At 48.8% G+C, this 25,987-nt stretch carries 29 protein-coding genes; 24 read left to right on the top strand and 5 right to left on the bottom strand.

The features are described from left to right. Positions 1 to 7: 7 nt before the first annotated feature. Positions 8 to 2,968 carry a PQQ-dependent sugar dehydrogenase gene (locus tag SH451x_RS03890; protein WP_479361101.1) on the bottom strand — a complete coding sequence of 987 codons (2,961 nt, stop codon included), beginning with the start codon at positions 2,966 to 2,968 and terminating at the stop codon, positions 8 to 10. A gap of 1,115 nt (positions 2,969 to 4,083) precedes the next feature. Next, positions 4,084 to 4,242: a hypothetical protein gene (locus SH451x_RS03885; RefSeq protein ID WP_479361100.1), complete on the bottom strand. Its 159-nt coding sequence runs from the start codon at positions 4,240 to 4,242 to the stop codon at positions 4,084 to 4,086. Between the two features lie 438 nt (positions 4,243 to 4,680). Here SH451x_RS03885 and SH451x_RS03880 point away from each other — a divergent pair, with 438 nt between their 5' ends. The 16 genes from SH451x_RS03880 (at position 4,681) to SH451x_RS03805 (ending at position 16,332) form a co-directional block, all read left to right on the top strand. Continuing rightward, the gene (locus tag SH451x_RS03880; RefSeq protein WP_479361099.1) at positions 4,681 to 5,052 is read left to right on the top strand and encodes a hypothetical protein; all 372 of its coding nucleotides are present in this window, start codon (positions 4,681 to 4,683) and stop codon (positions 5,050 to 5,052) included. After that, positions 5,027 to 5,392 carry a hypothetical protein gene (locus SH451x_RS03875; protein WP_479361098.1) on the top strand — a complete coding sequence of 122 codons (366 nt, stop codon included), beginning with the start codon at positions 5,027 to 5,029 and terminating at the stop codon, positions 5,390 to 5,392. Before SH451x_RS03880 ends, SH451x_RS03875 begins: the two co-directional genes overlap by 26 nt. Positions 5,393 to 5,551: 159 nt before the next feature. Then, positions 5,552 to 6,022, top strand: a complete 471-nt coding sequence (locus tag SH451x_RS03870) for a hypothetical protein (protein ID WP_479361097.1) — start codon at positions 5,552 to 5,554, stop codon at positions 6,020 to 6,022. 232 nt (positions 6,023 to 6,254) lie between these two features. Continuing rightward, positions 6,255 to 6,803 (top strand): DUF6714 family protein, encoded by a 549-nt coding sequence (locus tag SH451x_RS03865; protein ID WP_479361096.1) that lies wholly within the window; start codon positions 6,255 to 6,257, stop codon positions 6,801 to 6,803. 176 nt (positions 6,804 to 6,979) lie between these two features. Next, a complete protein-coding gene (locus SH451x_RS03860; protein ID WP_479361095.1) occupies positions 6,980 to 7,630 on the top strand; it encodes a hypothetical protein in 651 nt (216 codons plus the stop codon). A gap of 207 nt (positions 7,631 to 7,837) precedes the next feature. Beyond that, positions 7,838 to 8,947, top strand: a complete 1,110-nt coding sequence (locus tag SH451x_RS03855) for a thioredoxin family protein (RefSeq protein WP_479361093.1) — start codon at positions 7,838 to 7,840, stop codon at positions 8,945 to 8,947. Positions 8,948 to 9,534: 587 nt separating this feature from the next. Further along, positions 9,535 to 10,140, top strand: coding sequence for a hypothetical protein (locus tag SH451x_RS03850; protein ID WP_479361092.1), 606 nt, complete (start codon positions 9,535 to 9,537; stop codon positions 10,138 to 10,140). 737 nt (positions 10,141 to 10,877) lie between these two features. Then, complete coding sequence (locus SH451x_RS03845; RefSeq protein WP_479361091.1) at positions 10,878 to 11,330, top strand: hypothetical protein; 453 nt, start codon at positions 10,878 to 10,880, stop codon at positions 11,328 to 11,330. A 110-nt stretch (positions 11,331 to 11,440) separates the two neighbouring features. After that, on the top strand, positions 11,441 to 11,833 hold the full coding sequence (locus SH451x_RS03840; protein ID WP_479361090.1) for a hypothetical protein: 393 nt from the start codon (positions 11,441 to 11,443) through the stop codon (positions 11,831 to 11,833). Positions 11,834 to 12,214: 381 nt separating this feature from the next. Further along, entirely contained in the window at positions 12,215 to 12,649 is a 435-nt protein-coding gene (locus SH451x_RS03835) for a hypothetical protein (protein WP_479361089.1), read from the top strand. A gap of 242 nt (positions 12,650 to 12,891) precedes the next feature. After that, positions 12,892 to 13,305: a hypothetical protein gene (locus SH451x_RS03830; RefSeq protein WP_479361088.1), complete on the top strand. Its 414-nt coding sequence runs from the start codon at positions 12,892 to 12,894 to the stop codon at positions 13,303 to 13,305. A gap of 165 nt (positions 13,306 to 13,470) precedes the next feature. Next, on the top strand, positions 13,471 to 14,043 hold the full coding sequence (locus tag SH451x_RS03825; protein WP_479361087.1) for a hypothetical protein: 573 nt from the start codon (positions 13,471 to 13,473) through the stop codon (positions 14,041 to 14,043). Between the two features lie 142 nt (positions 14,044 to 14,185). After that, a complete protein-coding gene (locus SH451x_RS03820; RefSeq protein ID WP_479361086.1) occupies positions 14,186 to 14,389 on the top strand; it encodes a DUF4177 domain-containing protein in 204 nt (67 codons plus the stop codon). Positions 14,390 to 14,546: 157 nt separating this feature from the next. Next, the gene (locus tag SH451x_RS03815) at positions 14,547 to 14,870 is read left to right on the top strand and encodes a hypothetical protein (RefSeq protein WP_479361085.1); all 324 of its coding nucleotides are present in this window, start codon (positions 14,547 to 14,549) and stop codon (positions 14,868 to 14,870) included. Positions 14,871 to 15,083: 213 nt separating this feature from the next. Then, a complete protein-coding gene (locus SH451x_RS03810) occupies positions 15,084 to 15,419 on the top strand; it encodes a hypothetical protein (protein ID WP_479361083.1) in 336 nt (111 codons plus the stop codon). A gap of 100 nt (positions 15,420 to 15,519) precedes the next feature. After that, on the top strand, positions 15,520 to 16,332 hold the full coding sequence (locus tag SH451x_RS03805; protein ID WP_479361081.1) for a hypothetical protein: 813 nt from the start codon (positions 15,520 to 15,522) through the stop codon (positions 16,330 to 16,332). 390 nt (positions 16,333 to 16,722) lie between these two features. Here SH451x_RS03805 and SH451x_RS03800 read toward each other — a convergent pair whose 3' ends face one another. Continuing rightward, positions 16,723 to 16,929 (bottom strand): hypothetical protein, encoded by a 207-nt coding sequence (locus SH451x_RS03800; RefSeq protein WP_479362944.1) that lies wholly within the window; start codon positions 16,927 to 16,929, stop codon positions 16,723 to 16,725. Here SH451x_RS03800 and SH451x_RS03795 point away from each other — a divergent pair. From SH451x_RS03795 to SH451x_RS03775, 5 genes are all read left to right on the top strand, one after another. After that, positions 16,846 to 17,463 carry a YqjF family protein gene (locus SH451x_RS03795; protein WP_479362876.1) on the top strand — a complete coding sequence of 206 codons (618 nt, stop codon included), beginning with the start codon at positions 16,846 to 16,848 and terminating at the stop codon, positions 17,461 to 17,463. The two genes, SH451x_RS03800 and SH451x_RS03795, sit on opposite strands and share 84 nt — an antisense overlap. Positions 17,464 to 17,746: 283 nt before the next feature. Further along, on the top strand, positions 17,747 to 18,145 hold the full coding sequence (locus SH451x_RS03790; RefSeq protein WP_479361079.1) for a hypothetical protein: 399 nt from the start codon (positions 17,747 to 17,749) through the stop codon (positions 18,143 to 18,145). A gap of 322 nt (positions 18,146 to 18,467) precedes the next feature. Next, the gene (locus tag SH451x_RS03785) at positions 18,468 to 19,223 is read left to right on the top strand and encodes a hypothetical protein (RefSeq protein WP_479361078.1); all 756 of its coding nucleotides are present in this window, start codon (positions 18,468 to 18,470) and stop codon (positions 19,221 to 19,223) included. Positions 19,224 to 20,062: 839 nt separating this feature from the next. Then, positions 20,063 to 20,269, top strand: a complete 207-nt coding sequence (locus SH451x_RS03780; RefSeq protein WP_479361077.1) for a hypothetical protein — start codon at positions 20,063 to 20,065, stop codon at positions 20,267 to 20,269. A gap of 195 nt (positions 20,270 to 20,464) precedes the next feature. Continuing rightward, positions 20,465 to 20,926, top strand: a complete 462-nt coding sequence (locus SH451x_RS03775) for a hypothetical protein (RefSeq protein WP_479361075.1) — start codon at positions 20,465 to 20,467, stop codon at positions 20,924 to 20,926. 89 nt (positions 20,927 to 21,015) lie between these two features. Here the strand turns inward: SH451x_RS03775 and SH451x_RS03770 are convergent, their stop codons facing one another. Beyond that, the gene (locus SH451x_RS03770) at positions 21,016 to 22,089 is read right to left on the bottom strand and encodes an RNA ligase (protein WP_479361073.1); all 1,074 of its coding nucleotides are present in this window, start codon (positions 22,087 to 22,089) and stop codon (positions 21,016 to 21,018) included. Positions 22,090 to 22,109: 20 nt separating this feature from the next. On the opposite strand from SH451x_RS03770, the gene SH451x_RS03765 reads away from it, so the two are divergent. Beyond that, entirely contained in the window at positions 22,110 to 22,694 is a 585-nt protein-coding gene (locus SH451x_RS03765; RefSeq protein WP_479361072.1) for an SMI1/KNR4 family protein, read from the top strand. 71 nt (positions 22,695 to 22,765) lie between these two features. On the opposite strand, the gene SH451x_RS03760 is transcribed toward SH451x_RS03765, so the two are convergent. Then, the gene (locus SH451x_RS03760; protein WP_479361071.1) at positions 22,766 to 24,223 is read right to left on the bottom strand and encodes an IS4 family transposase; all 1,458 of its coding nucleotides are present in this window, start codon (positions 24,221 to 24,223) and stop codon (positions 22,766 to 22,768) included. Positions 24,224 to 24,406: 183 nt separating this feature from the next. Here SH451x_RS03760 and SH451x_RS03755 point away from each other — a divergent pair, with 183 nt between their 5' ends. Both SH451x_RS03755 and SH451x_RS03750 read left to right on the top strand, forming a co-directional pair. Then, complete coding sequence (locus tag SH451x_RS03755) at positions 24,407 to 24,781, top strand: hypothetical protein (RefSeq protein WP_479361070.1); 375 nt, start codon at positions 24,407 to 24,409, stop codon at positions 24,779 to 24,781. 749 nt (positions 24,782 to 25,530) lie between these two features. Next, the gene (locus SH451x_RS03750) at positions 25,531 to 25,953 is read left to right on the top strand and encodes a DMP19 family protein (RefSeq protein WP_479361069.1); all 423 of its coding nucleotides are present in this window, start codon (positions 25,531 to 25,533) and stop codon (positions 25,951 to 25,953) included. Positions 25,954 to 25,987 lie beyond the last annotated feature (34 nt).

Here is a 25,987-nt window from a genome sequence, read left to right as displayed (position 1 = left end):
CCCGAGATTACTCTGGCGTAGCGGATGGGTCTTGAAGGCTTAGTACATACTCTAACAAGTCCGCCGCTTGCTGGGCCGTCAAACCGCTCAACAAATTTTCTGGCATGAGCGATAGGTCAGCTTCCTTTTGTTCATCAATATCCTCAAGTGCAATAGTCTGAATTTTGCTGTTCGCATCTAGCAATTCAACCTGCGATTCCGTTTCCGAGATAACTTGACCGACAATAATATCGCCATCATTTGTCAGAACGACTCGAGGTTTGAACTGTGGGTTAATGATCAGCGAAGGTTCCATGATTTGTTGCAACACGTCGGCTTTAGTCCACGATGCATTGGAAAGCTTTGACAAGTCAGGGCCAAACGGCTTGCCGATACTTTCTATCTGATGACAACTCGAGCAGCTACCAACGCCGCGTTGAAATAACTCCCTTCCACGAACGTTGTCGCCACTGATCGACAAAACGTCGCTTGCTGCGAAGTCATTCCCCAATCGCTTAAGTTTCAACGAAGCAGGAGCGAATGGTTCGATTACTTCACGCATCGGCCCAGGCGTCTGCATCGCAGATTGCACGACTGCAGAACGCAACCAAGGAACAATCGCGCGGTTATTTAAGGCTTGTGCAACTTTCAATGCGCCCGCCGGCGTCTTCAAAAGCTCTGCCGCCGCCTCCATTCGCTGTTCATCCGAAATGCCGCTGACCGACGGTACTCCTAGAACATCAATCTGATCTCGTGTTTGAGGATCTTGGTCCAGGCTGGAAATCCATTGACTGATGAGTTGAATCCCGCGGTGGTCAATGCCGTCAGAACCAATCTGCGGCATATGCCCCATTCCCGCTTTTGCCATCCGCAACCAAAGGACAGACTCTGTAGGATTCCCAGGAGATACAAGTTTCGCTTTGTCGATACCTAGGCCACCGCGCATCGGGGCTTCACCTACTACCTCTGTTTGCGCCAGAGACTTTTCGAAGCGGAGATCGAAGCTTGTCGAGGCATTCCCACCTCGAATATGGCAGTGCGAACAGTTCGCATGTAAATATGCGCGCGCTCGGTCATTTAACGACGCAGAACTGTCATGACTGCTAGTTATGCCGTGATACCGTTGATCGGTAATGGCTGGCTGGCTTGGCTCAAGTGCAATCACGTGAGTCTCAAGCAATGTTCGCCAAGAGTCATTCGACGCTAGCGGACTGCGCAGTTGTGCTTCAATGAAGCCGAGCGTCTCGCCTGCCCACGGCGTATGGCAAATTTTGCATTGCGTCCGAGCACCAAAGGTCCATTGGATTTCGCGTTGGCCTTCTGGTGAAACAGAATCTGGCGTGCTTATCCGGCGACTGCTGCCATCTTTTCCCACGAGTGTCGCATCGCTGTTCTCGTCGTTCCACGCATAAGTGTAATGTTGCAAGTTACCATTCTCGTCCTTCAGTGCAATTTGCGTTTCGATTCGCTTTGTACGAGAGATAGAGTCTTCGATGATCGGTATCGAATAAGTCTTTGCAAGCACACCACCTTTAGGAAGTTTTACAGAGGTCATATACCAGTTAAACATGGCAACTGGCTGTTGAAAGAATAGGGCGGGTTCGCCATTGGGCACAGCGACTAAATATTCGGCTGTTGCACCATCAACCCACATAGATTCGCGAACTTCGTACCTGTAAACACCTGGGGCCAGCTTGTTCTCGCTCACATCGACGAAAAGGCCCGTCTCGGAGAGTTTCTGCGGGAAATCCTGGCTGCCTTGCGAATCTGCGTGGTTGCTGATCAGACGATAAATGCCAGACGGTTGATTGCCTTCGTTGTAGTCCAGTACAAGCAGTTCGCCTTCATGGTCCGTTTCAAAGCAAATCGGTTTCACATCCCCTTCGGCTGCATCCTTGAGTTCCAGCTTTGCAGACTGGTTCGGCTTGACGCTCCAAAATTTGCGAGTTACCCAGTCACCAAACACATAGCAGCCCTTGAGCTCCGGCAAGCGACGCCCTTCATAGAACTTCCCACCAGTAATCGAAGCTGCGATTGAATGCGGCAATTCGATATCTGGAGGCAGAATCGGGGTTGGGCCAATTAGACCTGACTTAGCGTCGCCATTGCCTTCCTTGACGCTCCAACCATAGTTACCGCCTGGTTTGATTCGATAAATCATCTCCCAAGCTTCCCAGCCAACGTCCCCAACCCACAGCTCGCCATTCTCGGGCGCAAAACACATACGGAAAGGATTGCGAAGTCCGAAGGCGTAAACCTCCGGCGCGGCGCCTGGCACTCGTGTTAGCGGATTGTCTTCAGGAATCTTGTAGGGTTGCTGAGCGTTCGAGTCTCGCACATCGATTCTCAGAATGGATGCGTACAAATCGGAAACGTCTTGCCCCGTGCTTCTTCCGTCAGGTGGGTTAGCATCTCCAAGATCCCCGATTGAAATGTAAAGGTAGTGGTCTGGACCAAACAAGAGAGTACAACCATTGTGACCTCCGCCGTCGCATGTCAAGATATTGAGTTCCGATGAGGCATCGATTGTGGGTGTTGAAGTGCTTGTGACATGGAAGCGAGAAATGTGTGTCTTTGTTCCACTAGCATTGCTGCTTATTAAGCAAACATAGACATATCGGTTTGTTTCGAACTCAGGGTCAAACACGCAACTGAATAAGTTAACGTAACCGTCGCGACTACCATCTGGCTTTTCTATCCGCTCGACGGCACTCGGCGGCAGAGTTTTGTTAAAATCCACGACGAGGATTTGTTTTGCAGTCGCGGCCGTATCGTCAAAATGGAACATCTTTCCGTTTTGTTCCAACACCAAGTAACAACTGGAATTTGGGACACGATTAAGCGATATGGCCCCACTTAAGTTTAGTTCTGGGTGTATTCGTTCCCACCGGTACGGCAACGGCGGTTCGGGAGATCCTATCAGCCGCGAGCTTGTCCAAAGCTCTTTTTGTTCATCGCCAAACGCGGCACTCCCAACGCCGAGTAGCATAAGAAAGAAGATTCCGAACCGTCGAATATTTACCATAATCAAGCGAAGCACTTCATCGGTTTCTCACAACGCCAGTCCCACGAACTGAGCCAGTTTCAAGTATATCACGATAGTTGCTCGCCAACACTTTTCGAAGCGTCTTGTTTACTCGAATGTTTCAGAACTCTACTTAAGTTTGTCGTCCAGAAGTGCTGCGATTTATCTTAATAGCCTCTTGACGTGACGCCCTCGTCGAACCAATTCAGTACGGGCAGAATAACTTTCGAAGCTTTGCCGCAGTTTCCCGCTCAAATTGTTGGGTATCCATGCGTTCTGAGCAAGCGAAATCGAGTGTCCATCAGAACCACCCGCTTTATTGGTTTTAGTGACTACCGGAAAACACAATCCGGTAATAACCGGATTGTATAGTACTTGGCTAAATCAACCGGTACTGATCAATCTCCGTCCGTTCATAATACAAATTGAGCTCTGTTCGAAGGCAACATGACCGCGAATACCTCGCCACTCAGAACCCGGGCCAAACCTCATAAGTTTGTTCCCGACTCGAGTGCAAAATTTTGCCAGTGGGCTTCGTGGGCACTGGTCGATTGAGTACAGCCAGCAGTTTATTTACTGGATATAATTTTTGCAGAGGACAGCAGCCGAATCTGCACAGGAACGGCACCAAAAATTAGTTCCGTATTTCGACGCTTTGCGTTAAACATCCTCCAGTGCGACACTTAAATAAAAGATCGTGTGGTCCGACATCCCTTCAGCCAAAAAGCGAACGCAAGCTCTGAAACTTGGCAATAACAAGACTTCTTCTTGTTATACCTTTTAGCGATCGCCGAGGCAGTCGTATGGCCTAACTTAAATGCTCGCTCCGTTGTATGAATCGAGTCGTCACGACAATATGCCAGGGTCAAGGTACTGCGGCGCGTTGGATCAAGCGCCACTGTGTAAAGAAATTGTGTAAGAGATCTAAAACGCTGATTATGATTCTGTGCCGTTAGAATGGCTCAACGATCGATTCCCGGGCGCGACCACGCTTTTTTAATCCATCATGCATGCCGCAGCTTTTGGAAATCGCCTGCCAAGAAGCTAAAAGCAATCGAGCGCGATCTGCAAATCAGACTCTATTCTTGGATCTGGATTGTGTGGTCATCCCACAATATCCGAATATCTTCGATGAAGTGCCAGTTGGATCCTGGGGCGTCATTGACGAGAACCGCCTGGCTCGCTTCCACGAGCTGGAGAGCGACCAGACTCAACGCCATGCCAATTCTCTGTGCCACGCTCTTCATCTGCCCTACATTTTGACCGCCGCTTCAACTGGTGCTGGTGCCATAAACGATTTGAGCAAGACTTACTCCGGGCCTTTATTATTCATCTTGCCGGGATGCCCGAGAGATTGGAAACGCTACGGGCGAACAAAAATTCTGTGCAGAAAATTCTGTGCAGAAACTTGTTAATTTTAATGCACAAGCCACAGAGGCCAGTTCCAGCACCGTATAATTACGGCGTCACCTACGGGAACGAAGTCCAGACTTCCTTGATGACGCCACACCCGGCTAACAGAGTAGAAACATTTTTGCACGACAATGGCTCCGAGGCTGTACGCTTGAGTGCGACTCAACTTTCTTGCCAAATCCATACACCTCGGCCGCTTTCGGGTCGAATGACTTTCAGCTCAAGCGTGGGACTTACATAGATTCTATCGTCCGATCGATGCAATGAATAAATTTCGTTTGTCAGTATTGTTTTGCATCGTCGCAATCTGCGGATGTGGAAACTTCAGCGGCGGCGGATCAGTTCATATCCCGCCAAAGACGATTGTTTCAGGTGTGCCATCGTTCTTGAAGTTAGAGTTGAGTGCAACGGGGACACTTTCCGGACCGCTCGATACCCGTTACACGAAACTGATTTGCCACTTCACTGTCGCTCACAGCTCTGAATCTGCAACTGTAAAGGGCACACCAATGAACGTTACAAACAAGAGGATGGACGTCGAGTTCGCATTACCACCAATTGAGGCAAGCCACGGCGACAAACTCAAATATTGGTTCACATTTGATTTTGATGACATACCCAATAGACGAACTTAAAGCATCTTGTACCCTGCTTCACTATACACAGGTTGCTGATAACGATTGGCACGCTATCGTGGAATCCTCCTATCCGGATGACGAACATTCAGAGGATCGAACTGCTGCGATGGATATTCGACTGATCCTTAGTGCCCTACAAAAACTCAGCAGCAAGGCAAGAGTTGAACTGGAACAATGCTACTTGAAGGAGTTCAACATTGGATTTGATTGTTGGGACACGTCGTCGTACGTGCATTCAATACCAACGGATATCATTCGAGATTTGTCAGAGCTATCCTGTTCCTTAGCAGTGACTCTTTACCCGATGCGTGATATCGACGGTAAACCTAAAGACTGAGGTCCTCGATCTAGTTAATATCGTAGAATGGCAGAACAAAACACTGGATACGTGGATATCGATCAGCTGGCCTGACTTGCGTTGAGTCAACTGTTTGAGTTCGCTGATGACAAACGTTCTGCTTAATAACCGCAAAAATTCTAAACAGGCAAATAAAACATGGTCTTCGTGAAATACATCTCGCTCGCAACACTCGCTTTATCTTTCGCGATTTCTGCTCATGCTCAGGAAACTGAATCGACCAAAGAAAAAAGGGTTGTTGAGAAGCAGCAGCTATTGGGTACGTGGAGGCTGGTTGAAGCAAAGAATCCTGGATCGCCATCTGGAATTGTCAAGCGCCTAAAACTTTTCACCGACACTTACTGGACGATACTCCAAGCGCAGGAAGATGGAAATATTGTATTTGTGCATGGTGGAACTTACTCGATAGATGGTAATACTTTGACGACGAACCACGAATTTGCAGGCACAAATACTCTTTCATTGATTGGCAGAACTATACCGTTGACGATCGAAATTGAGGGCGACAAGCTTACACAGACTGACGCAGATGGCATCTACGTTGAAACATGGGAAAGACTGCGTCCAGAGACGTCAACTGAAAACGTGGAAGTCAAAGCGGTCGAATAGCAGACCAGGTAAAAAGGCGTAGATGTTGCGTCACTAATCGAGGAAGAGTCGAAGCCAGTTGCGGTTGGCTAAGAGAATAGCGATTGACACTCGGGTGTTAGCCAACGTTTAATCCCATGTACATGAAGCCCCGCAAGCAACACGCAATCAAGGGCCAAGGTCACCGGATTTTAAATCAAATGACTCCCACCCCAAACCCAGCACTTACATAGATTCTTTCGTCGCTGTGTCTATGATACGCATCACGTCAGCAGAAATCGAAATAATGCGAGCAAACGGTTGCCATGAAATCGAGATTTCTATTGCAATGACAATGCTGACAGTTTGCCGTCGCGCTGACAAGCTGATCCTCGATATTGAGAATGCATTTGCCGGTGTTACGCTTGGGAATGGCATCGGTCTGCTTGAATCCGATGGAATCGACGACTATCGTAGTCCCGAAGGGCTGAAAAGACTGCGTGAACAAGACGAAAAGACTGATTGGCGTCTAATTCCATCCGATCGTTTGAATGGTTGCAATGCCGCTCCATCATTTCTTGACGCGAGGGGCATGTATTTTCATTTACCCGCTTTCTTGAGCGCTGATTTGAGAGGCGACTTTACGTATGGCTTCATTGAAAGGTTGATATACAACACATTTGGGGCACCCCATTTCCGCGATCTGCTAACACCACCGCAGAAGCATGTTGTAATCGCGGCGATCAGCTTGTATGGTTCAATCGCCGCCTATCATTACCCAGCCGAAGAAATTACTGATGCTATTATGCGTTACAGCACCTAGTTTTGCGACGAACATCTACATGGCCTTTGAAGTCAAGTAGTATGCACGGGTAGCCGCAGCAGAAGTTGTCCATCTTTTGTAGCTAGGTTTCACGAAAGTGCCTGCTTTCTCGAGTGTATGAACTGAAAGCTTCTTCCCTTGATTGCTCTAGTTGGCTTTGCCGTAAGTTACTGCGAATGCGAACTGCTAACGAATTCCGCGAACGCCAAATAGACTTACTCCAACACGCTTTACATCGGCCTGGTTTTTTCTGTGGCGGTGGTCGGACGGCCGATCTCTTTTACTGGATGATCTTGTCTGACCTCTGTTGGCTTGATGAACGCGAAGTTGATTTTTCGACTGTGGTAGGACAACTGCTTTACGGTGACATGCGTGTCTACGGTCAGTTCTTCTACCAGCATCTTGATATCCCTGATCACTTCGGCAATGAAATTGCTTCTTCGTACGCCCAAGCAGCGTTCCGGCTTGGCTACTACACACCGCAGCGCGTATTGACAGAAAGTGATTTCGACGAGTTGAAAGAAAGTATTTCTTCTGATTTTCTAACAACCGACCACACTGAGTCTGAGATTGTTTCCAGGTTTGGGGCACCTACACATGAGGTGCTTGGCGGCCAAACGACAGTTCATTGCTACGGATGTGGCGACCGAAATGTTAACTGGATATTCTTCGACTACGCTCGTTGCAATCCACCTGTCGGCCGGCATTCGTGCGAATGGTTTCACGACGCAAAACTTAGGAACATTCGCCGTGAAAATAATGCGATGGAACTGCTTCCGTATGCGTCGTGGTGCCGCGAGCGTAAAGATCCAAACGTAGATTGTTAACGGCAAATTGATGGACGAAACAAAAATCCAACGTACGACCTCCAACACTAAAACTCCTGGACCTATAACGATGGCACTGAACCGCATAGACGGCTAAATTTGGAATCCGAATTCTTCATGACAGCTTGGTAACGTCCACTCCAACCCTCTGAGTTGCCGTTGAGAATACGGTTCGGACTCAGTCATCCACTTACCACGGACAAGAGAATGTTTCGAACTGCGTTTTTAACAATTTTTGCAGCATTGTACCTATCATGTGGTTGTTCACGGGCGTTTGCAGATGAGCACGAGATTGCCAATGCGGAACCCAGGCTCGTGATGGCGTATGCGATCTCGGGCTTGCCTGTTTGGCGAATAAGTGATGACAGTAAGCCCGAGTTCGACGCCTCCATCTTGATTTCATTTTTAAGAAATCAGGTTGATGACTCTATGATGATGACGGCAACTGCTGAGCCGAAAGGGACTCTGATTGTAATCGCTTCCAAAAGGCATCACGAACTTATTGGCCGCGCTCTAGCTCCACTTCACGCTTTTAGCGGAAACGTCTCCGATCGACTTCGGAAGTTGCTCGTTGATGCAAAGCCTGCCAATCAAAAAGTCCTTATTTTCGTAACTCATCCGCACTCTGTAGCGGCGAAGCAATACTTCGACTTGAAATTTTCGAAGGATCACAATCCGCTGCTGGAATTGTTTGAAAATTACGAGGTCCAATTTATTGCGCCTGACCAGCGTGAATTGTTGGAAAATTTGGGTTTAGAGGCAAAGGACAGCCATGCCACGTTAGCTGTTTTAGACACCGAGGGTAAACTGGAAGGGACAGTTGCATTCGCTGAGTCTGAATCCAGTGGAGATCAATTTTCTACTGGCCTAACTGACTTTCTCGAACTTTATCGCCCTAAACTGGCTGATGCTCGGAATGAACTGTCCGCTGGATATCAGCAAGCAAATCGTGAACAGAAGCAAGTATTGATTCTGGTAAGTGGTCCGAACTGTAGTCCCTGCATTCAGCTTGAACGTTTTCTTGAAAAGCAAAGTGCGTTGATAGCGAAGGACTATGTTTCCGTAAAACTTGACAAGAGAATGCCAGGCATGACAGAGGTCAGTCAATCAATCAGGGCGAACGGTAAGGGCTCAATTCCATGGATGGCGATTGTGTCGGCAGATGGCAATTTACTGGTAACCAGTGATGGCCCTGAAGGCAATATAGGCTACCCACGGACAGAACCAAGCAAAGATCACTTTGAAAAAATGCTACGAGACACATCGAAAACTTTGACTGACGAAGAAATTGTTTCAATCATGCGGGGATTAGAATAGCTGTGACTGACCTTCTTCCGTGAAGTCGGAAAGACCGATTCGTTCCTCGTTCTTTACTTTTACTATATGGCAGCAGTTTTCGACTCAATCCAATATCTCCGCGCGTTACCAGTCTCATGATTGGCGGCTCGGTGTGGACAACTGAGGATCATCCTGCGTCGAAGAGCAAGTTCATTGGGATCATAGCAAGAATCCCTCCAGAATTTACTAACAACGCAAAGTCACGGCAGTTTCTAATAACGCATGCGCAGATCGGGACGGTATTCTATGACGACAGTAACTGATGCCTCCTTCCGCGCTGAATGAGAACAACGCTCGAATTCCGAAGAGATTTATCTAGAAGTACCGGATGCGCGATCGCATGCAGTCCGCCAAATGAGTAGCGAGGCAGGTCAATTAACACATATTCCATTAGCATCGTTCTAGCTGTCGCTTACCTGTCGGTTGGGTGTAATCGCGCCACGCACAATCTGGAACCTGTTGCCGCACAAACGGAGGAGCCCGGCGTAAGCCATAAGCCAAACCCCGTCACCCTAACAAGCTTCGGGAAGCGGCAACTCGATCAGATGATGCAGGATAGGCCAGACATGCAGAACGTAATTTCCGAATCGCACGCGGTCTTCCAGTGGCTTGTTGACGGTTTCAATGGGAATCAAATTGGGCAAAGGATCTATTGGAACGCAAGTTCTCCGCAAAGCGGCAGGCCGGCAGAGCATGGTCCTGCGTACGCAACCTATCCGCCCTACATTGCGATTTCCGGCGGAACAGAAACAACGCCCACCGACAAGTGGGCATCCGTAGTATACGAGATTTACAACCTCGAGAACGGCGATGAATTTGAGGCGATCTCAAGATTGGCAATCGAGGGCAAGGTCGATGCTGATGGTTATGCCGAGAAATGCGTCGAATTGGAGTTCGTAGCGCTCAAAAAGACGCAGGAGTTCTTCCGACACAATCCGCTTCCCAAGAGCAAGCATGGAAAAGACGTGTGGTATAACTGGGTCACTTCAGATATTGCAACGTTCGAGAATCAAAAGCAATCGTTTGAAGCCCCAGGGACAAATAGCTTCAATAGCAACTTTGCATACTTTAAGCAGCACTACCTAACAACGATCGCCCCGTACGCCGACGCAATGCGGCGAACAAATAAAGGCGTAGATGTTGCGGTGCCAAGCGAGGAAAGTTTGGAGTGAGGCGCGGTGGCTAAGAGAGTAGGGCGGCAAATCGCGAGTGTTAGTCAACATATAAGCCCACGTACCGGAAGCCGGCAATCAACACGCCATCACGGGCCAGAGTCGCGAGATTTTAGTCGAATGACTCGCACTCCGATCCCTGGAATTACAAAGAGTCTTTCGTCAATGCTGCTGAGTAAGAATTGCACGATAACAATCTCTCTGCATTGCCGGTATATACGGCCATCTGGAGGACTTTACGCTTCTTTAAATGAATCCATACCAACACCGATTTCGAATGTTACACCTGAGGGAGGTGAAAGCCCCGTGAATTCCCATTCACGCCGTATTGGTACGGCATTGATCGGAGTTGCGGTTGCTTTTATATTCAACCTTTTTGGCCTCATGGCGTCGGCACGCCTTTTTCGGAATCTCTCTAACTTTCGCTTACGATCACTTGGCATTTTCGTACCTGTCGTCGCCACAGTGCTAACAATCTTGATACACTTTGGATTGCAGAAACTGAATACGACTTTTTTTGTGCTATACGCGATTGGATGTGCCTTGATTGTAGAATTCAATCGGTGGTTCATCTTACAACTTGCTGCTTCGGTGTGACGACTGCTCAACTTCGCGATTAGGTCGACACGCGGACTTTTCCGAAGAACAAAATATTGGACCAAAGCCCCGGACAGTCCGTTTCAAAATGGAAGCATTGTTGGCGGGGGTTCGGTCAACATGGTCGTTCGCCCTTATTTATGAATTCACACCTTCCCTCTGAGCGTGATTTTGATCCATACGGTGGAGATCTCGACGCACAATATGCATGGAGGCATTTCGGTGGACTCAATCTTGAGGAAGCAACACAGCGGTTCCGTGAACGCCCTGAAATCTACCATGAAGATTTCATGCACATGGGAGGGCGCGCATTCGAATTCTACTATCCCGTAATTGACCACTTTCTGCGCGATACACTTTTGCTGTGCGATGATGAGATTGATGATCGTCTATCATGGATCCTCCCACAATGCATACGATATCAATTCGAGGGAAAGAACTTAGTTTATGTCCGTAACCGTAAACGAGAAGTACTTGAACTTTGCGATTTCATTCTTTCAAATATTGGTTTGTTTGCGGGTGATTGGGACCCTCCAGGTGAGATCGAATCTCAATGGACTCAACTCAAGAACCACGTGCTTAAAACACACTAAATATTTTCGGGCATACCAAGAAATGTACGCGAGTTTCGTATGGCGAGTATCTTGATGGTAAATCACTTGGCCGCAACCGCGTTATTTTGGTCGTTCGTCAGGAAAGCAGCTTGACCCAAGAAATTAGCTACGACCGTTTTGCGATAATCACAAGGAATTCGTTTGCCGACTTCCTTGAACGATACGCTGACAACAAAACTGGATCGATCGAATGGGATCACTTTGTCGTACAACACTACGGCGATAGCTTTCTCGAAGAAATTCGACGCTGTGTCGTCCGCCTCGTAATCAATACGTTGCCCATTCACGGCGACACTGAAGCTGCACGCGATCTTATTAGATCATGGGGGACATTACTTCGATCATCCACGAACTCCGATTTTGAACGAAAACCAGACGTTGCCACAATTGACATGTCGCCCTCAGAAGCTGTGTTGCTCGATTCAATTCTGGATCGATACTCGGAATCAAATATTTTGACCGTCGAAAACGCGGCAGAATAGCAATGCCTTTGGAACATCCAATATTTACAAGAGAATCATGGAGACCAACCGAATTGGCCATGCGTTAACGATGCAACATCGAAACTGACTCCCGAACAAACCTAACGAACATCTACGTGGTATTTGAAGTCAAGTAGCACGTACGGGTAGACACGGTAAAAGCTATCGTGAACTTACGGCGAGTTAGGCGAGATTCGTTACAATGTATGATACATGGTTTGGGGTTGGCATAATGTGAGCGAGCGTGTTTCACGCAGCCCGCCATCATACGGGCCCGATTCGCCATATTTTAATGAAATGACTCCCACGCCAAACCCAAGACTTACATAGATTCTTTCTGTCCGGTGAGCCAACGCTAACGTAGAGAAACTTCAAGCCGCAATGAAACCCTCGCCCATCGGATCAAAGCTTCTGTCATCATATGCCGTCGTATTTGCTGGTTTTGCACCTGGAACTTTATTGGTTACTGCGATGGCAAATGGTGTCGTTTCACTTCCTTACGCTCTCTGCAATATCGGATTGAGCGCTGCAATTATCTATCTCGGTGTGCGTGTATTCTTGGGGGACTATTCTGCAACGAAAGTGTTCGCGATACTTGTGGCTATAAATTATTTGGGTCTCACCGCGATAAATTTGTGGAGCATGAACGACTTTCCCGCGGATAGTCGCGCAGCACAAATGGCAATTCCCCGAATGATTCGCGGTGTGCTATTTGCGTCCGTCTACATCTGGTACTATCTGATCCGTAGACAAACTGCCATGGGTTTTGTTTCCGGATTGGGACCGTTTGCGCAGACATCGATGAAAGACAACTGACTGCCAAGACCTTTGAAACATTCGACGAATTCGCGAACGCAGTGTCGACCAAGTTGCAAAACGGAAAGAGCAAAGCAATGCACACGAGTTGCGGGTCGCGAGTTTTTCAATGGCAAGGTCAATTGGCGGCAGCCGCGTGATTTCAGTCGTTGTCTGCGTAGAAAAGTTAGATTTTAATCTTGAACGTTTTTGCAGTATTCGCCGTTAATCTGTTTGTTGGTGCGTTTCTAGTATTGCTCATCATGTTGACCAATTACATTTGGCAAGAAAAGCGGCTTTTTACGCATGGGAAATGGTTGAAATGCGAAGCGGAGGAGAAACAGACTACGTTTGACTTGATAACGAATGATGGCGACCCATACTGCAAAGTGAAATGCGAGTACCGTTTCAGAATAGGACAACAAACGTACAATGGATGTCGACCTTATTTTGGTTCAAAAAATATTGGTCTTACGACGCAAGAATGCGAAGAACTTAAGACAAGCGACGCCGATGGGGAGAAGATCGTTTACTATTTGGAATCGATGCCAGATATCAATGTTGGTTACATGCTTTATCCAAAAAAGCTAGACAGTAGAATGCTCTATATGATAATCGGAGTGATTGTCTGTAGTGCCTTCATTGTCATGAGTGGCGTCTCCCTTTTTTGGAACTGAGTCGAGTGAACTGCCGACATTTGGAGTTAATCGCGGTTCGTAGCGGGTTTCGGAGGGTCAGGAAAAGTAACAATCCGTTGCACCGAAATACTTCGCCGTAGTTTTTTTTAAAATGGAACGTTCACTCGTCGTGCTCGGTGAACGAGGTGTTCGTTGAAAGAAGAGATGCAAAAACTAATTGCCTTCGTGCTGCCCCTGGTTGTGAGTAGTTGTGCGTATGCGTCGGAAACCTTCTCGCCGAAATTGGGTGCAGAATGGGTCGCCGTCGACGCAAGCAATTTCAAGTCGAAAAGTACCGACTGGAATTTGCGAGTTTGGCGCAACAAGAAGAACGGTAGCCTTCTGGCTATTGCAAAGGACCCGATTGACCGAGCGCTCGACAGCGTAGCCGATCTCGACCGAACTATGGATTTTGCAACGTCTGCTTACCCTGAATGGATTTCAGAACGCGACTTCCCAACATGGCGGAGCAAGGACTTCGAATATGCCCCAAGTTTTATCAAATTGTCGGTAAGTAAATTCGCAATTGGCAAAAAAACGTTGCCCGCTATTGAGTATTCAATGGTCAATGAAAACGACCGCATTCCGATGATGGCAAATGGATGGGTGGTTAAGCTTGCCAGTGGTACGCACTACGTCCAATTGACATCCACTCGGCCAATCACTGACTCAATCCCTCGCGATCTAATTCGACAACTTGCCGAACATGAAACGCTCACCAAAAACAACAAACCATAGGATGCCCCCCAGCCGCGAACGGTGCTTGTTTTCGATGGTCACCCAATCCCTCGCGGCGGGGTGTTCCTCGCCGTTCGTCCTTGTAAGAAATCCTGACAGCGGAAGCCAATTCACCGCGTAGCATAGAATGAGGTTTACAGCAATGAACTGGGAGTACCGCACGGAACGATTCGACACCAATCTTGGATTCTTTTCGGGGACTACTTTTGACACCAATGAGATGAACGAGATGCTCAATACACTGGGTCGTGAAGGCTGGGAACTCGTTAGTGTTTTCGACATTTCGAGGGACAAAGGCGGTTCGAAATACGTCATTGCCATATTCAAGCGAGTACTGCCTACCTAAGCACTCACTTCGGTCTCAACGCTCCGACGTATACGAAAAGCGGACGAATATAAATTGCACCCGAGTTTCCGATCTCGCGTATCCTTGAGTCAAAGCCACTTGCCGGCAACCGGGTGAAACTGGTCGTTCGTCGGAAGAAAATCAGTTACATGAACCAATGACTTACGCATGGTGGTCTCTGTCGATCTTATTAATCGCTGCCTCACTTTTAGTGACGATTGGCCAGTGGTGGTCGATTTACTCCATTCCTAAGAAACTAAACGCTCAGGGACAGCCAACAAACTACTCCACGATACCGTTGATTGGAGGGGTAATCGGTACCGTTGGCTGTCTCATTTCCCCCTTATCGTCGATTCGATCTTGCTGGTGGATTCCCCTGATTACTGACCCTGGCTGCGGACTACTGTTTGGTATGCTCGCGATCTTTTGGATTGGTAATGGAGCAAAATATCTATTTAAGAGCAATCGAGACGATCATTGATGATTCAAATCTAATCTGTAGAATGCAAAACCGGAACGGACACCAATTCGCAATCGCAATCCGACAAACTTAGCGATCCCCCCCCAAGTCGCCGGTCGGCCGAGAATTTGAATCCTAGATTTTTGGTGGCGTTCGGGAGATCGCTGCCTCTATGGCAATCGGTCGGTAACAAATTACACGCGCCCCGTGAATGGACACAGGCAGAGTCAACAGATGCCAACTGTAGAACAAGTCGATCCTGGATTCACGACCGCCGACGCCGATTATCCTTCGATGATCTACGATGGCGGTAGTTTAGAACTTCGATTTGTTGATTGGCGCCAACGAGCAATACTTGTAGTGTTTCGAAATGTCAGTCGATTTGAATGGTCGGACGTACCAGATGATTACTTTGACGGCGAACCGTTTGATGGCACATGTATAGTCCGGAAATCCGGTTGGGTGCCGCGCATCGCCGCCAACGAATGCAAACACTATCGCCTGAACTTCAATACTTGTGGAGGGCGACTAGACGTAGCTTGCGTTTGCCTAGACGTGGCTGGAGACTAGCGATAACCGAGCGATGGACCGGATTCGCCGATCCGGCCGTTTTACAATGGATGATCGTTCGCGGCGACCGCGGTCATCGCAATCGTAGCACTTCTAGTTGATGTCTTTTTCTTTTGCCGAAATTCCGCTAGAGAATCGCTGCTACCAATCGCGGTTCGCCAAATTCCGCAATTGGCCTGTTGGCGACTGTTTCTTTGGTGTTCCCAGTAACACACTCTACGGCAGGAAGCCGCTCGCGAAACTTCCCCGTGGCTCAACAGGTTTTCACTTTTACCTCGGGTCAGATCAGCAGACGCTTCTTGACTCTTACTTGGCTTCCAACCACCCCCGAACCACAAAGTCTCTTCACATTGGTGACTCATGCTACAGACTCGGTTTGGGGCGTGAATACGCTCAACTAACGGAATCGTTGATTCAATGTCCGTTTCCGAAACTGCGGACGCTTGAACTGGGAGTTTGGCAATTGTTTAGCAATTCTCATTGCGCTTACTGTGACGTAGGCAGTATTGATAGTTTAGCGACGACGATGCCAGAACTGCAAGAATTGTTCGTTTACGGCAAATGCCAACTCCAGTCACCACTTTCTATTCCAAAACTTGAAATCTTGCGAGTCATCGTCAACGATCCAATTACTGGAATGAACGCAGGTCCTCTCGACGTCGAAACTGTCGCAAATATTCTTTCGTCTTCACTGCCAAACCTCCGCGAGCTTTACATCGACCTGGAAATTGACGACGAAAACCTACAATACGCGATACCTGAATCATTGCTGGTTGACAACGTGTTCCCGCGCCTTGCGAAATTGGAATTGGTCGGCAACTTTCGCTCTGGTGAAAAACAGCGACTCTTAGATTCGTCATTGCTGCATAATCGAAATATCACAATTCACCTCAATGACATGCTGGAATTGTAGTTTTAGCAAACGGAATCAGAGTAGGGCTCCGGCTTGATCCGGGGTTCCTGCTGCATCACCTAGTGTGTCGTTCCGCAATAGGCTGTTGGCGTAGATGCAAGCTGATGCCAAAGCTGCTCTAGATGTAACGACCCACTTTGAACAATTCTATCGACTGCCGGTTGTCGGATTCGAGACAAGCTAAACACCTCACCTAATTTGGCTGAGCCTTACCATTGACGTTAGCTATCCATCAGCCGTTGCCTTTGCCTCGTATTCTTCCTTCGCTAGTGATTTATTTGGTATATTGACTCCTGCGAAGGTACCGAAACTAAGAACAGAGGACTTGCACCCCACAAGATCACGTCCATAGTTGGACGTACTGCGCCCGAGCATCCGGTCGGCTGCGATTTACATTAAAGACCTCTCTTGCAGATGCTCGGTGACGGTTGGCGTTATACACTTATGAAGTTCCTGTCCGCGAATTGGAAGCATTTGCTGTTGGCCAACTACGTCGTTGATCGCTCCGTGCTCATGCCTTTTGTTCCCCAGAATACGACTATCGACAGCTTCGATGGCCACGTGTTCGTCAGCCTCGTAGCGTTTCTTTTTGATCATACACGTGTGCTTGGTATCCCAATCCCTTTCCACCGGCGTTTTGAGGAAGTCAATCTTCGCTTTTACGTAACGCCAAACAAAGATCCAACCATTAGGGCCGTCACCTTCATCAAGGAAATCGTCCCGAAACCGGCAATACCCTTGATTGCCAATACGCTGTTCAGCGAAAACTATGTAGCTCTTCCAATGGGCCACGGAGCCTACGGGACGAGCCACCGGTATACTTGGGGAAAATCGGAGGCGAATCGGTTTACTGGCAACGTAGAATCAGAACTCGCCTACCCGGAACCAGGATCCATCGGTGAATTCATCACAGAACACTACTGGGGTTACGCAAAAGGGCGAAGCTCAACGCTTGAATACCGGGTAACCCATCCCCAGTGGAAATGCTGCGAAGTCACCGACTTTGAAATTGCAGTCGATTTTGCGGATTTGTATGGTGAGCAATTTGGCTTTCTAACAACGCAAACACCGTACAACGTACAGTACTCGGGAGGATCGGACGTTACCGTATCATTTCCAAGGCGCGTATAGCAAATAAAGGCTAAGCTGTTGCGTTTCCAAACGACGAAGGGTTGATGTGAGGTGCGGTTGGAGAAGAGAGTAAGGCTGCACACGCGAGTGTTAGCCAACGTTTAATCCCACGTACATGAAGCCCTGCAAGCATGCACTGCCATCACGGGCCGGAGTCACCAGAGTTTAATCAGATGGCTCACATTCCAAACCTTTGACTATCATAGATTTCTACGCGATTGCAAGAGCGGGGTTTCTGAAGTACCGTACGGCACGGTTTTCACGCGTGAAGATTGATGGAACTATGCATAAAGATAGTTTTGGGTTACCAAAGTTTTTCCTAGTTACTGCTCTTGTGGGGCTGTCGATTCTGCTTAGTTCTTCATCTGAACGTGTTGCAATCATCTTTGGCAGCTTATGGATCAGCTTCTTTACGACGGCCATAGCCAAAATCTACTTACGTCAATCAATCCCGACCACCATTCTATCCAGTACTTTAGTTCTCGCATTCGCCGGTTCAGCAATCCTCGTAATTTCTTCGTTGCAACAGATATCCGTCGTCGTACCGGATGCTGGTCCACTTTCTCGTTCTCCGATTGCAATGTTCTGTTTGTGCTTCATCTGCTTACTTCCGCTGTCCGCTACAATTGCGATGATCAGCATATGGCTTGCGATGCGACTAAGGATCATTGATCGCTACTGATCGAAAACTCCATCTCAAAACGAGTACAAACACGTGGCCCTTGACGTCAACAAATGGGTATCAGTAGCCGTAGTAAGTGCAAGAACGGTCTTCAAACCTCAAGGATTTGCATGTAACAAGGCAGCACGTCCTCTTGAACGTGCCGAGATCGAGAGCGAGAATTGCGTCATCGTTCATGCCACGGGTTTGGTCGTTCAAGAATGTTTGCGAGTATGTTTCAAGCAGCTCGCCATCAAGGGCCCGAGTCGCCAGATTTTAAATCAATTGACTCCCACCCCAAACCCAGGATTTACATAGATTCGTTCTGCCTATGAAGCTGTTGATGAATCGATGGACTCTTTTGCTGCTAGCGATTGTCATGTTAGGCTGCAACCAGTGGCCACCCAAATCAATGCAAGCACCATCGAACGTCCCCTCCAATCGCGAGGAAATCGACACATGGACTTCGTCTTTGTTGGACGTCGATGTCTCGAAAGCGAGCCGCATAGTTGCCGAGCGACTGAAGACCGACGATCCAAAACTTATGCCTCTCGTAAAACGGTTGGCGGAATTTATTCCGTGTCAGGTTGCCTTCGCATCCGGGCGTGGGCATGTGAGATGCGTTCGGCAATATGTGGATGCGCAAACGAATACGGCACAGTTCGATGCAATCTACATCGCTCAGCCCCTCGCTAAGGAAGCCATCCAGGAACGCATTGGCTTCTTTGATGAATCATTGCGATCAACGATGGCCGAATTCTTAGAACGATTTGCAGGGTCGGGCGAAGAGATTGCGGATGCTGCGGGACATTTTGCATACAACCATTGGCCAACTGCTGAGGAATTTGGTTATGCTGATTTAAGCTCGCTTGGAGAGTGGAAAGAGGCTACGTTGTTATACCACTCGATGAACGGCGACGCGGTATTTGTCAAACCAAATGGCGCAACGGCTTGGCGAGTACAGGAGACTGACGAAACCATTCCACTCGCCACAACGTTCGCCGAATTTGTCGAACTGTATGCGGCTTTCCTTGGAACGCACGAAGTCTTTGATTCTTGGTCGTACCGTGACTTCACAGAAGGCACAACCAAGCGGTGACCCGCCTGCGTTGAAGTGGAAACAAAGCGCCAACAACTGGCAGTGACGGATACTTGCCCGTAGGGTCGTCGTTGCCGCCACTGCGAGATTGACTGGCGCTAACGCTGGTCGGAAGTCCAAAGCCTTCTTGACCTCGGGGTCGCGTAGTAGCTCGAGCAGCACCTTTCGAATTGCCTGTCCATCTTGAATATCATCCCTCGCCTCCTGCGGGGGCAGTTTGCTATTGTTTCTATTCGCCGCATCCATGCGAGCAAGAAGCTCCAGGGCGGCTAATCTCAAGCGAGCATCCGCCGTCCTGACAGACGCGATTTTGAACGCGTCGTAGACCATGCGTTCCCGCATTTCCCGAGGTACGGGCCAATCTTCCACGACGGCCTTCAGGCAGTCCTTGACGTCCTGCATTCTTTCAATCGCAGCCCATGCTCCTTGGAGCTCAGCTTTCTCCAAAAACTCGGGCGTCAGCTCTGGCCAGAATATGGCTTCTGCTGCCTCGGCCTCTGCTGCACGTCGTCTATTCTTACCCGCTCGCTTAAACATTGATTGTACTCTCTTTGCTTTGTTCACACTTATTACCGGACCATCCGGTCGCCTTCGAAAACGTGCACAGTGGTGGACGGATTCCGCTCAGATCATTTCTGGTTCAAACACGTCTACGTTGCGAAGGATTGTGGAGGCACTCAAGTCCACGGGGGTAGACAGGATAACGATGGTGGGCCATTCCGAGTTGATTGATTCAAAGACGAAAGAATGACGGATTGCTCGAAATGAAACGACGAACAAATATTACATCGAAGTGTTCGGTCCACTGCGCTGACTCACGCAGGTATTCGCTCCAAAAAATGCATTGGCGCTTCTACGACGAACCGAACAGTGCATGCTTCACAACTCAGCATGTGCTCAATGGACCGCCGATCCTTCGGGTTTACCACGACTACGATGGCGACTGGCAGTTCCTCGGAGATTCATCATGGGACGTAAGACGAAGCGGAGATCGGTTGTTGGTCAGTCATAACAAATCGGATTCCAAGAGTGTTTTGGCGGGTTGATCATTCTGCATATCCCGGCAAAGGCAGTGCCCTGCATATCCTGGAAAACACAGTGCCCTGTATATCGTGGCAGCATATCACTTTTCAAGGGAGCTGCATATTCTGGGAAATTTCCTCATCAGGAAGCAGAAAAGCAACAACTAATTGACTTTATGAGCCGTTACCTACGCGATATACAGACTCCTGCAAAAAAATATGCAGGAGACTGTATACTTCTTGTTACCCACGCAAATCCACATGGCTGACAAAGACTTTTTTAATTGGGGACGTAACCGGGGCTTTGCTGAAGATGCGCTCGCGGAAATCGACCGCATCTCCTCAATTTCATTAGACAACAAGACCGTCCGCACTGACTGCATTTATTCGCCAGAGAGCATCGTTGATCTGTGGGAAACCAACGGGATGGGAATCGATCCTGCGAGCCATGAATTTGCAATCGTAGGAGGTTGTGCGAACGGCGATCCTATAGCGCTGGGCTTACGCGCGCACGAGATTGGGTCGGTATGGTACATTGATCATGAACGAATGCACGATGAAGATCTGAGAAACATCGGCGTCAAAGTGGCGGACTCGATTACTGCCTTCTATAGAACCTTGTGTGAAGACTCAAAATTCCCTCACGACTTCTACAGTGCGTCGAAAGGGAGCCGTGGGTAACAAGAAAATGCACCCGAGTTGCCGAGCGGGCGTTTCCTGAAGTCAATGTCTCTCGGCGGCAACCGGGTGATTTTGGTCGTTCCCCAGACCTAAACATCGACATCGCAACGAAACGCTTTGCCGCTAGGTCGTATCATTCGCCAAATCTGCTCGGCGTAATCCTTGCCGTCCAACATCGCAAACATCACGCTTGGGTGCCGGCACTTCTTGAATCGCTCCGCGATTTCCTTTCGGCTTCCGCCGAACGTCATTTGACCTCTCGCTGTCGCTTCGATGGTTGCGAACGCGGCACGCAAATCGTTCTCCGTTTCACGAACCCACTGAAAGAACTCATCCGGTACACGCTCAATAACCTTTGATAAATCGCTACCGCTTCGCAGTACCTCCCAAATCGCTTTCGGGCTTACGCCCGTCAGCAACTTGTGGAGACGCTTGTATTCGTCGAACTTAATTTTGACTCGCTGGCCTGATTCAAACCGAACCACAAACCCCTCACGGCTTCCGTCTTGTGTCGCGATCAATTCTTCGAATTGGCTGAATCCGTCATATCGCTTGACCACTGGGAAAACAGAATCGTATGCGTGCAATGGCCATTCCTTGCCGGTTGCCGTTTCGATGATCGCCAACAAAACCAATTCTTCGCGGTCGCCATAATCAACGACAATGCGATTCTCTGGGTAGATAATCTCAAAGAGGTACGTGTAATCAGGATCAAACCTTGCATGGGAATACCTTGCCGCAAGCATCGCTGACGCTCGCTTCGCTTGCTCGCTAGTGAAACTGCCACGGCTTGCAATCTGCGGCTTTCCATCCACGAAGTAGAGGATTCCCAAAGAACCGTCCATCTTTTCGTATGCTTCAAATGGTTCGACTGGCACAATGCCATTCAACTGCTCAACGCTGAAAAACTTCGGGAATGGTCGCGAAACGATGTTCCATTGATGATCGACAATCAATCCACGGCATTGCATTGTCTCTGCGTTCCATCGCCAATCGAATTGTGCCCGTTGGCTGTAATTCAATATCCTCAATGGCGCTGACGGATGCGGTTGTTCATTGATGTATCCGGCTTCAATCTCTGCCTGAATCGCTCCCACGTCCAACGAAGGCTGGGGAACAAAGTCATGCATCGGAGTTGCCGACGACGGTTTATTTTGAATCATAGTTTTTTTTCGGCAACCCGATGATGCCTATCGTTACGTCTCTCAATCCAATTCAACCTACCGTTGCTCACATGGAACCGTTTCACGACTTTGATCTGTCAGACTTCTGGGAGCCGAGCGAATACGCCGATGAGGAATACGTCGGTAAACCATTCACGGATGAGGACGTCGACTATGTCGAACGTGAGCTGGGCTTCAAATTGCCGGCATCTTACCTCGCGTTGATGCGGACTCAGAACGGCGGGCTCTCCCGAAACTCCCGCTACCGCATGACTGAACCGACTTCGTGGGCCGAAGATCATATAGCGATTGAAGGTATACATGGAATCGGACGCGAAAAGGACTGCTCACTATGTGGCGTCACGGGCAGCAAGTTCTGGCTGGAAGAATGGGGCTATCCTGCAATTGGTATTTACTTCGGCGATTGCCCATCGGCGGGGCATGATATGATCTGTTTGGACTACCGCGAATGCGGGCCGGACGGCGAACCGAGTGTTGTTCACGTTGACCAAGAATCAGACTACGCAATCACATTTGTTGCGAAGGATTTTGAGACTTTCATCCGTGGACTTGAACCCGAAGATGCGTTCAACGACGAGACGTAACAAAAAAATGCACCCGAGTCGCGAAGTCGGGCGTTTTGGCAATTGAGAATCTCTCGTCGCGACCCTCGTTGTTACACACAAGTTTCAGTAGCTCCGGGGCCGAAGGTTTGCCAGCAAGTGGCGATTAGGTACATCGCTTGAAGGCCAAGCCATACTGTCTGTGGACCAGGCGGACCGGCGTTCTTGCGATTTACATATCCGCCAAGCTGCGCGACCAACTGCGTCATCTCAAGTAACGTCGGTGGCTTCTTCGGGAGTGGCTTCCGTTTGACCACTTGCCAAACGCTCTTCCATTCCGCTTCGGTATACAAATGCGAACATGGCTTCTCGGCATGCGTGCGGCTCATCCGACACACATAAAGACTGCGCCATGCCACGATCAAGTACAACGCTAACGCTGGTAAGAACCGATCCATGTGCTCAAAACGTCGTGACTCAATCTTGCAGCCACTCTTGAGCACTTTGAAAAACAATTCGATCATCCAACGTTGTAGGTAGTACTCAATGACTAGTTCGACTTCCTCTCGCGTCGAGATTGGCAAGCTGGTCAGCAACAGCCACTCAATCGGTTCATCGCTCGTGGTTGGTTTCGTTTCTCGAACCAAGACCGCTCGGACTGAAACACCTTCGCGTTTGCCTACACGTGGATCGTTCAGTGTGATCTCACCGCTGTGCACACTTACCAAAACACTTCGATCACGCCGGTCGGCCCGACTTGGATGGTGCTTGAGGGTTGCACTGCCCCAAGATTCCCGGGCGCGGATGTCAAGCTCACGAGTAAACAATGGTTTGCTTTGACGCAATGCTTCACGCACAGGAATCGATGGATTCGCTTTGTTTTCCTTGTTCAAAATGCGGTCGCCATCGCTGCGGATCACCCACTCAAAGTCACTTTGTGATCGGCACAAATCGATGACTTCGGTAATGTCGCTCTCGCGATCAGCCAGCATGACGAGTTGTGTTTTGGGTAAGTGCGATTTGACTTCGGCGCAATGTTTGGCTGTGGTGAGCCAGCGGTAAGTCTCTTTCTCTTCGAAGGGTTTATTCTTGATCTGGATTCGTTTTTCGCTTGAGCCACGCTTGGCCGGTTGGTCTGCTCTGGGTTCGCGCGACCAAGCTTCGGCCGATACGGTTCCTAGCGGTGTGCCGTCGGTTGTGAAGGCATGCAGCAAGTGCAACAACGCTCCGCAACGATTTCCGTTTTGCAGTGGGCCGGCCCCTTCGACTTCCGAGTGGGGGCGCGTCAGGTCCAGTTCGGTCGTGTCTTGGATGAGCAAAGCGACTTTTTGGAGTTTGACTCGGCGGTAGGTGCTTTCGATGTGCGGTGCGATGACACTTTCAAAAGTGACTTTGTCATTATCGAAGAAGCGATAGGCGGCGACCATTTCGGCGCGGTCGTTGCAAGCCGCAGGAATGCTTGCAGTAGAAGCTTGCGAAAGGCTATCGAGCAGTTTTTGAAAGCGTTGTTCGAGTCGTTTATCGAATAGTTCGACGTCTTGAATTTCGTCCATGACCCACTGACTTCTCATGATCATTGACCTCCCTGTCAATTAGCGTCACATTCCCATCCCTGTTTGAAAACATCCCAAAATAATCAGCTTGACCTCGCCAAGCCGAATAGAACAAAATATAGCCTTTAAACTTGTGTGTAACAACAAAGCGCGTGCCGGGTGATGGCCGTCGTTATGTGCAAGATGAAGGATCGTAAAGCTATGAAGACCATGAGATGGCAATTCGGACTCGGCGCGATGCTGTTCGCCACTTTATGCATCGCGGGATATTTCGCAGGTTACCGATACGGTGGCGAAACAAAAGACAAGCAGATTGCGGCGTTGACTGTTTCTGTCGTCAATTACGATGTCCGTGAGTTTCTGGAAGACAAAAGCGATCGGCCAATCGACAGCCAAATGTCTCAAATCTGCGAACTTTTGGTCAAAACTATTGAACCAGATTCTTGGCAAAGCGAAGAACGTGATATCATACCGTATCCAGCGAACTCCAGCATTGTCGTGCGACAAACCGGATCGTGTCACGCAGAAATAGCAAAGCTGTTCGAGCAACTGCGCACGCTGAAGAAACGCACATAACAAAAAAATGCACCCGAGTTGCCGATCGGGCGTTTCCTGAAGTCAGAGTCTCTTGGCGGCAACCGGGTGATTTTAGCCGTTCGTCCTGTCGAGAATCCATGAATCCGTAAGAAGTAACAAGTCGATTTCCTAATCCAACGCCTCGCGAAAACGCGAAGTCCATACTTTACTGGATTATCCGAATAGTTTGCTGCATGTTGCTTGGCTACTGCGGCCCCCTGTTGTTGATTCTTCCTATATTTGGGGTATTGGGCGGGTGGGAAGTTTTCCTCCAGGACCTGAATTACTTCTGTAGATTACATTCTCAGATTTCTCTCAATGGTATCGTCGCGTTAGCTCCGCATGCGGCTAGTTTAATGTTCTTTGTTGCCACGATACGACCAAAGGTTGGCGTCGTTCACTATCGAATTCCTTGGCCGTTGCTTTGGTTCTCCACTATTGTAGGTTTTTCTGCTGGTGTTCTGATTGCGCCTTTCCTAGTCAGAGATGCATTCTCCCGTTCCATTGCAATTTCGACAATTGCATTACTCATTCCATCTTTGGTCCTTGGAAGTCATTGGCTGCTTCATTTCAATCGATCCAAAGAGACAGCGAATCCTTTCCATATCCCACTCAATCTCGACTGATAATAGCTAAAATGGACGAACAAAAAATTGCAACCAAGCCCTCGATCGGCCGCTTTGACTTGCGTTGAGTCAACTACTCGGGCTGGCTGAATTTAGCCGTTCGTCCTTCATAGAGGTGTCCCGATGAGTTCCAATTTGAACGATGCGATTGAAGGGATAATGGATCGCGGGTTTCGCCTTGGCGCAAATGGACTCGATTCGGCCGACCGAACAGTTTACGTGATATCGAATGCCGACTTTGAAATTTGCTTAGGGAGTGTTTCAGGCTATCTGTACAATTCTGCCGGTGATGATATCGAACTACTCCCCGTTGCATTCGAGGAAATTGGTTGTTTATTGCTTGCCACTCGCGCTCGAAAATTGGTTAATGCGATGCTTGCGTACGGATGCGTCCCATCTGATCCCCAGTCACGTGGGAATTTGATACAATCTGACAATGCTACGATAAACCGACTGATTTATGAATTGACTTGTGCGGTTCAAGATCGCGAGGAAGACTTTGGCCAGATGCTTGATGATTACTTCGCCTCCCGCCGAGCAGCATAAGGACGAACCAAGCCATGCACCGAAGTGGCCGGTC

This window comes from Njordella aestuarii (assembly GCF_056494165.1).
This window is presented reverse-complemented; position numbering and strand designations above follow the sequence as displayed.

What these genes read in the sequence shown, in the direction of transcription:
- SH451x_RS03890 (WP_479361101.1), bottom strand. Translation starts at nt 2,968, where the DNA reads ATGCTACTCGGCGTTGGGAGTGCCGCGTTTGGCGATGAACAAAAAGAG.
- SH451x_RS03880 (WP_479361099.1), top strand. Translation starts at nt 4,681, where the DNA reads ATGAATAAATTTCGTTTGTCAGTATTGTTTTGCATCGTCGCAATCTGC.
- SH451x_RS03875 (WP_479361098.1), top strand. Translation starts at nt 5,027, where the DNA reads ATGACATACCCAATAGACGAACTTAAAGCATCTTGTACCCTGCTTCAC.
- SH451x_RS03870 (WP_479361097.1), top strand. Translation starts at nt 5,552, where the DNA reads ATGGTCTTCGTGAAATACATCTCGCTCGCAACACTCGCTTTATCTTTC.
- SH451x_RS03865 (WP_479361096.1), top strand. Translation starts at nt 6,255, where the DNA reads ATGATACGCATCACGTCAGCAGAAATCGAAATAATGCGAGCAAACGGT.
- SH451x_RS03860 (WP_479361095.1), top strand. Translation starts at nt 6,980, where the DNA reads ATGCGAACTGCTAACGAATTCCGCGAACGCCAAATAGACTTACTCCAA.
- SH451x_RS03855 (WP_479361093.1), top strand. Translation starts at nt 7,838, where the DNA reads ATGTTTCGAACTGCGTTTTTAACAATTTTTGCAGCATTGTACCTATCA.
- SH451x_RS03850 (WP_479361092.1), top strand. Translation starts at nt 9,535, where the DNA reads ATGCAGAACGTAATTTCCGAATCGCACGCGGTCTTCCAGTGGCTTGTT.
- SH451x_RS03845 (WP_479361091.1), top strand. Translation starts at nt 10,878, where the DNA reads ATGAATTCACACCTTCCCTCTGAGCGTGATTTTGATCCATACGGTGGA.
- SH451x_RS03835 (WP_479361089.1), top strand. Translation starts at nt 12,215, where the DNA reads ATGAAACCCTCGCCCATCGGATCAAAGCTTCTGTCATCATATGCCGTC.
- SH451x_RS03830 (WP_479361088.1), top strand. Translation starts at nt 12,892, where the DNA reads ATGTTGACCAATTACATTTGGCAAGAAAAGCGGCTTTTTACGCATGGG.
- SH451x_RS03825 (WP_479361087.1), top strand. Translation starts at nt 13,471, where the DNA reads ATGCAAAAACTAATTGCCTTCGTGCTGCCCCTGGTTGTGAGTAGTTGT.
- SH451x_RS03820 (WP_479361086.1), top strand. Translation starts at nt 14,186, where the DNA reads ATGAACTGGGAGTACCGCACGGAACGATTCGACACCAATCTTGGATTC.
- SH451x_RS03815 (WP_479361085.1), top strand. Translation starts at nt 14,547, where the DNA reads ATGACTTACGCATGGTGGTCTCTGTCGATCTTATTAATCGCTGCCTCA.
- SH451x_RS03810 (WP_479361083.1), top strand. Translation starts at nt 15,084, where the DNA reads ATGCCAACTGTAGAACAAGTCGATCCTGGATTCACGACCGCCGACGCC.
- SH451x_RS03805 (WP_479361081.1), top strand. Translation starts at nt 15,520, where the DNA reads ATGTCTTTTTCTTTTGCCGAAATTCCGCTAGAGAATCGCTGCTACCAA.
- SH451x_RS03795 (WP_479362876.1), top strand. Translation starts at nt 16,846, where the DNA reads ATGCCTTTTGTTCCCCAGAATACGACTATCGACAGCTTCGATGGCCAC.
- SH451x_RS03800 (WP_479362944.1), bottom strand. Translation starts at nt 16,929, where the DNA reads ATGATCAAAAAGAAACGCTACGAGGCTGACGAACACGTGGCCATCGAA.
- SH451x_RS03790 (WP_479361079.1), top strand. Translation starts at nt 17,747, where the DNA reads ATGCATAAAGATAGTTTTGGGTTACCAAAGTTTTTCCTAGTTACTGCT.
- SH451x_RS03785 (WP_479361078.1), top strand. Translation starts at nt 18,468, where the DNA reads ATGAATCGATGGACTCTTTTGCTGCTAGCGATTGTCATGTTAGGCTGC.
- SH451x_RS03780 (WP_479361077.1), top strand. Translation starts at nt 20,063, where the DNA reads ATGCATTGGCGCTTCTACGACGAACCGAACAGTGCATGCTTCACAACT.
- SH451x_RS03775 (WP_479361075.1), top strand. Translation starts at nt 20,465, where the DNA reads ATGCAGGAGACTGTATACTTCTTGTTACCCACGCAAATCCACATGGCT.
- SH451x_RS03770 (WP_479361073.1), bottom strand. Translation starts at nt 22,089, where the DNA reads ATGATTCAAAATAAACCGTCGTCGGCAACTCCGATGCATGACTTTGTT.
- SH451x_RS03765 (WP_479361072.1), top strand. Translation starts at nt 22,110, where the DNA reads ATGATGCCTATCGTTACGTCTCTCAATCCAATTCAACCTACCGTTGCT.
- SH451x_RS03760 (WP_479361071.1), bottom strand. Translation starts at nt 24,223, where the DNA reads ATGAGAAGTCAGTGGGTCATGGACGAAATTCAAGACGTCGAACTATTC.
- SH451x_RS03755 (WP_479361070.1), top strand. Translation starts at nt 24,407, where the DNA reads ATGAAGACCATGAGATGGCAATTCGGACTCGGCGCGATGCTGTTCGCC.
- SH451x_RS03750 (WP_479361069.1), top strand. Translation starts at nt 25,531, where the DNA reads ATGAGTTCCAATTTGAACGATGCGATTGAAGGGATAATGGATCGCGGG.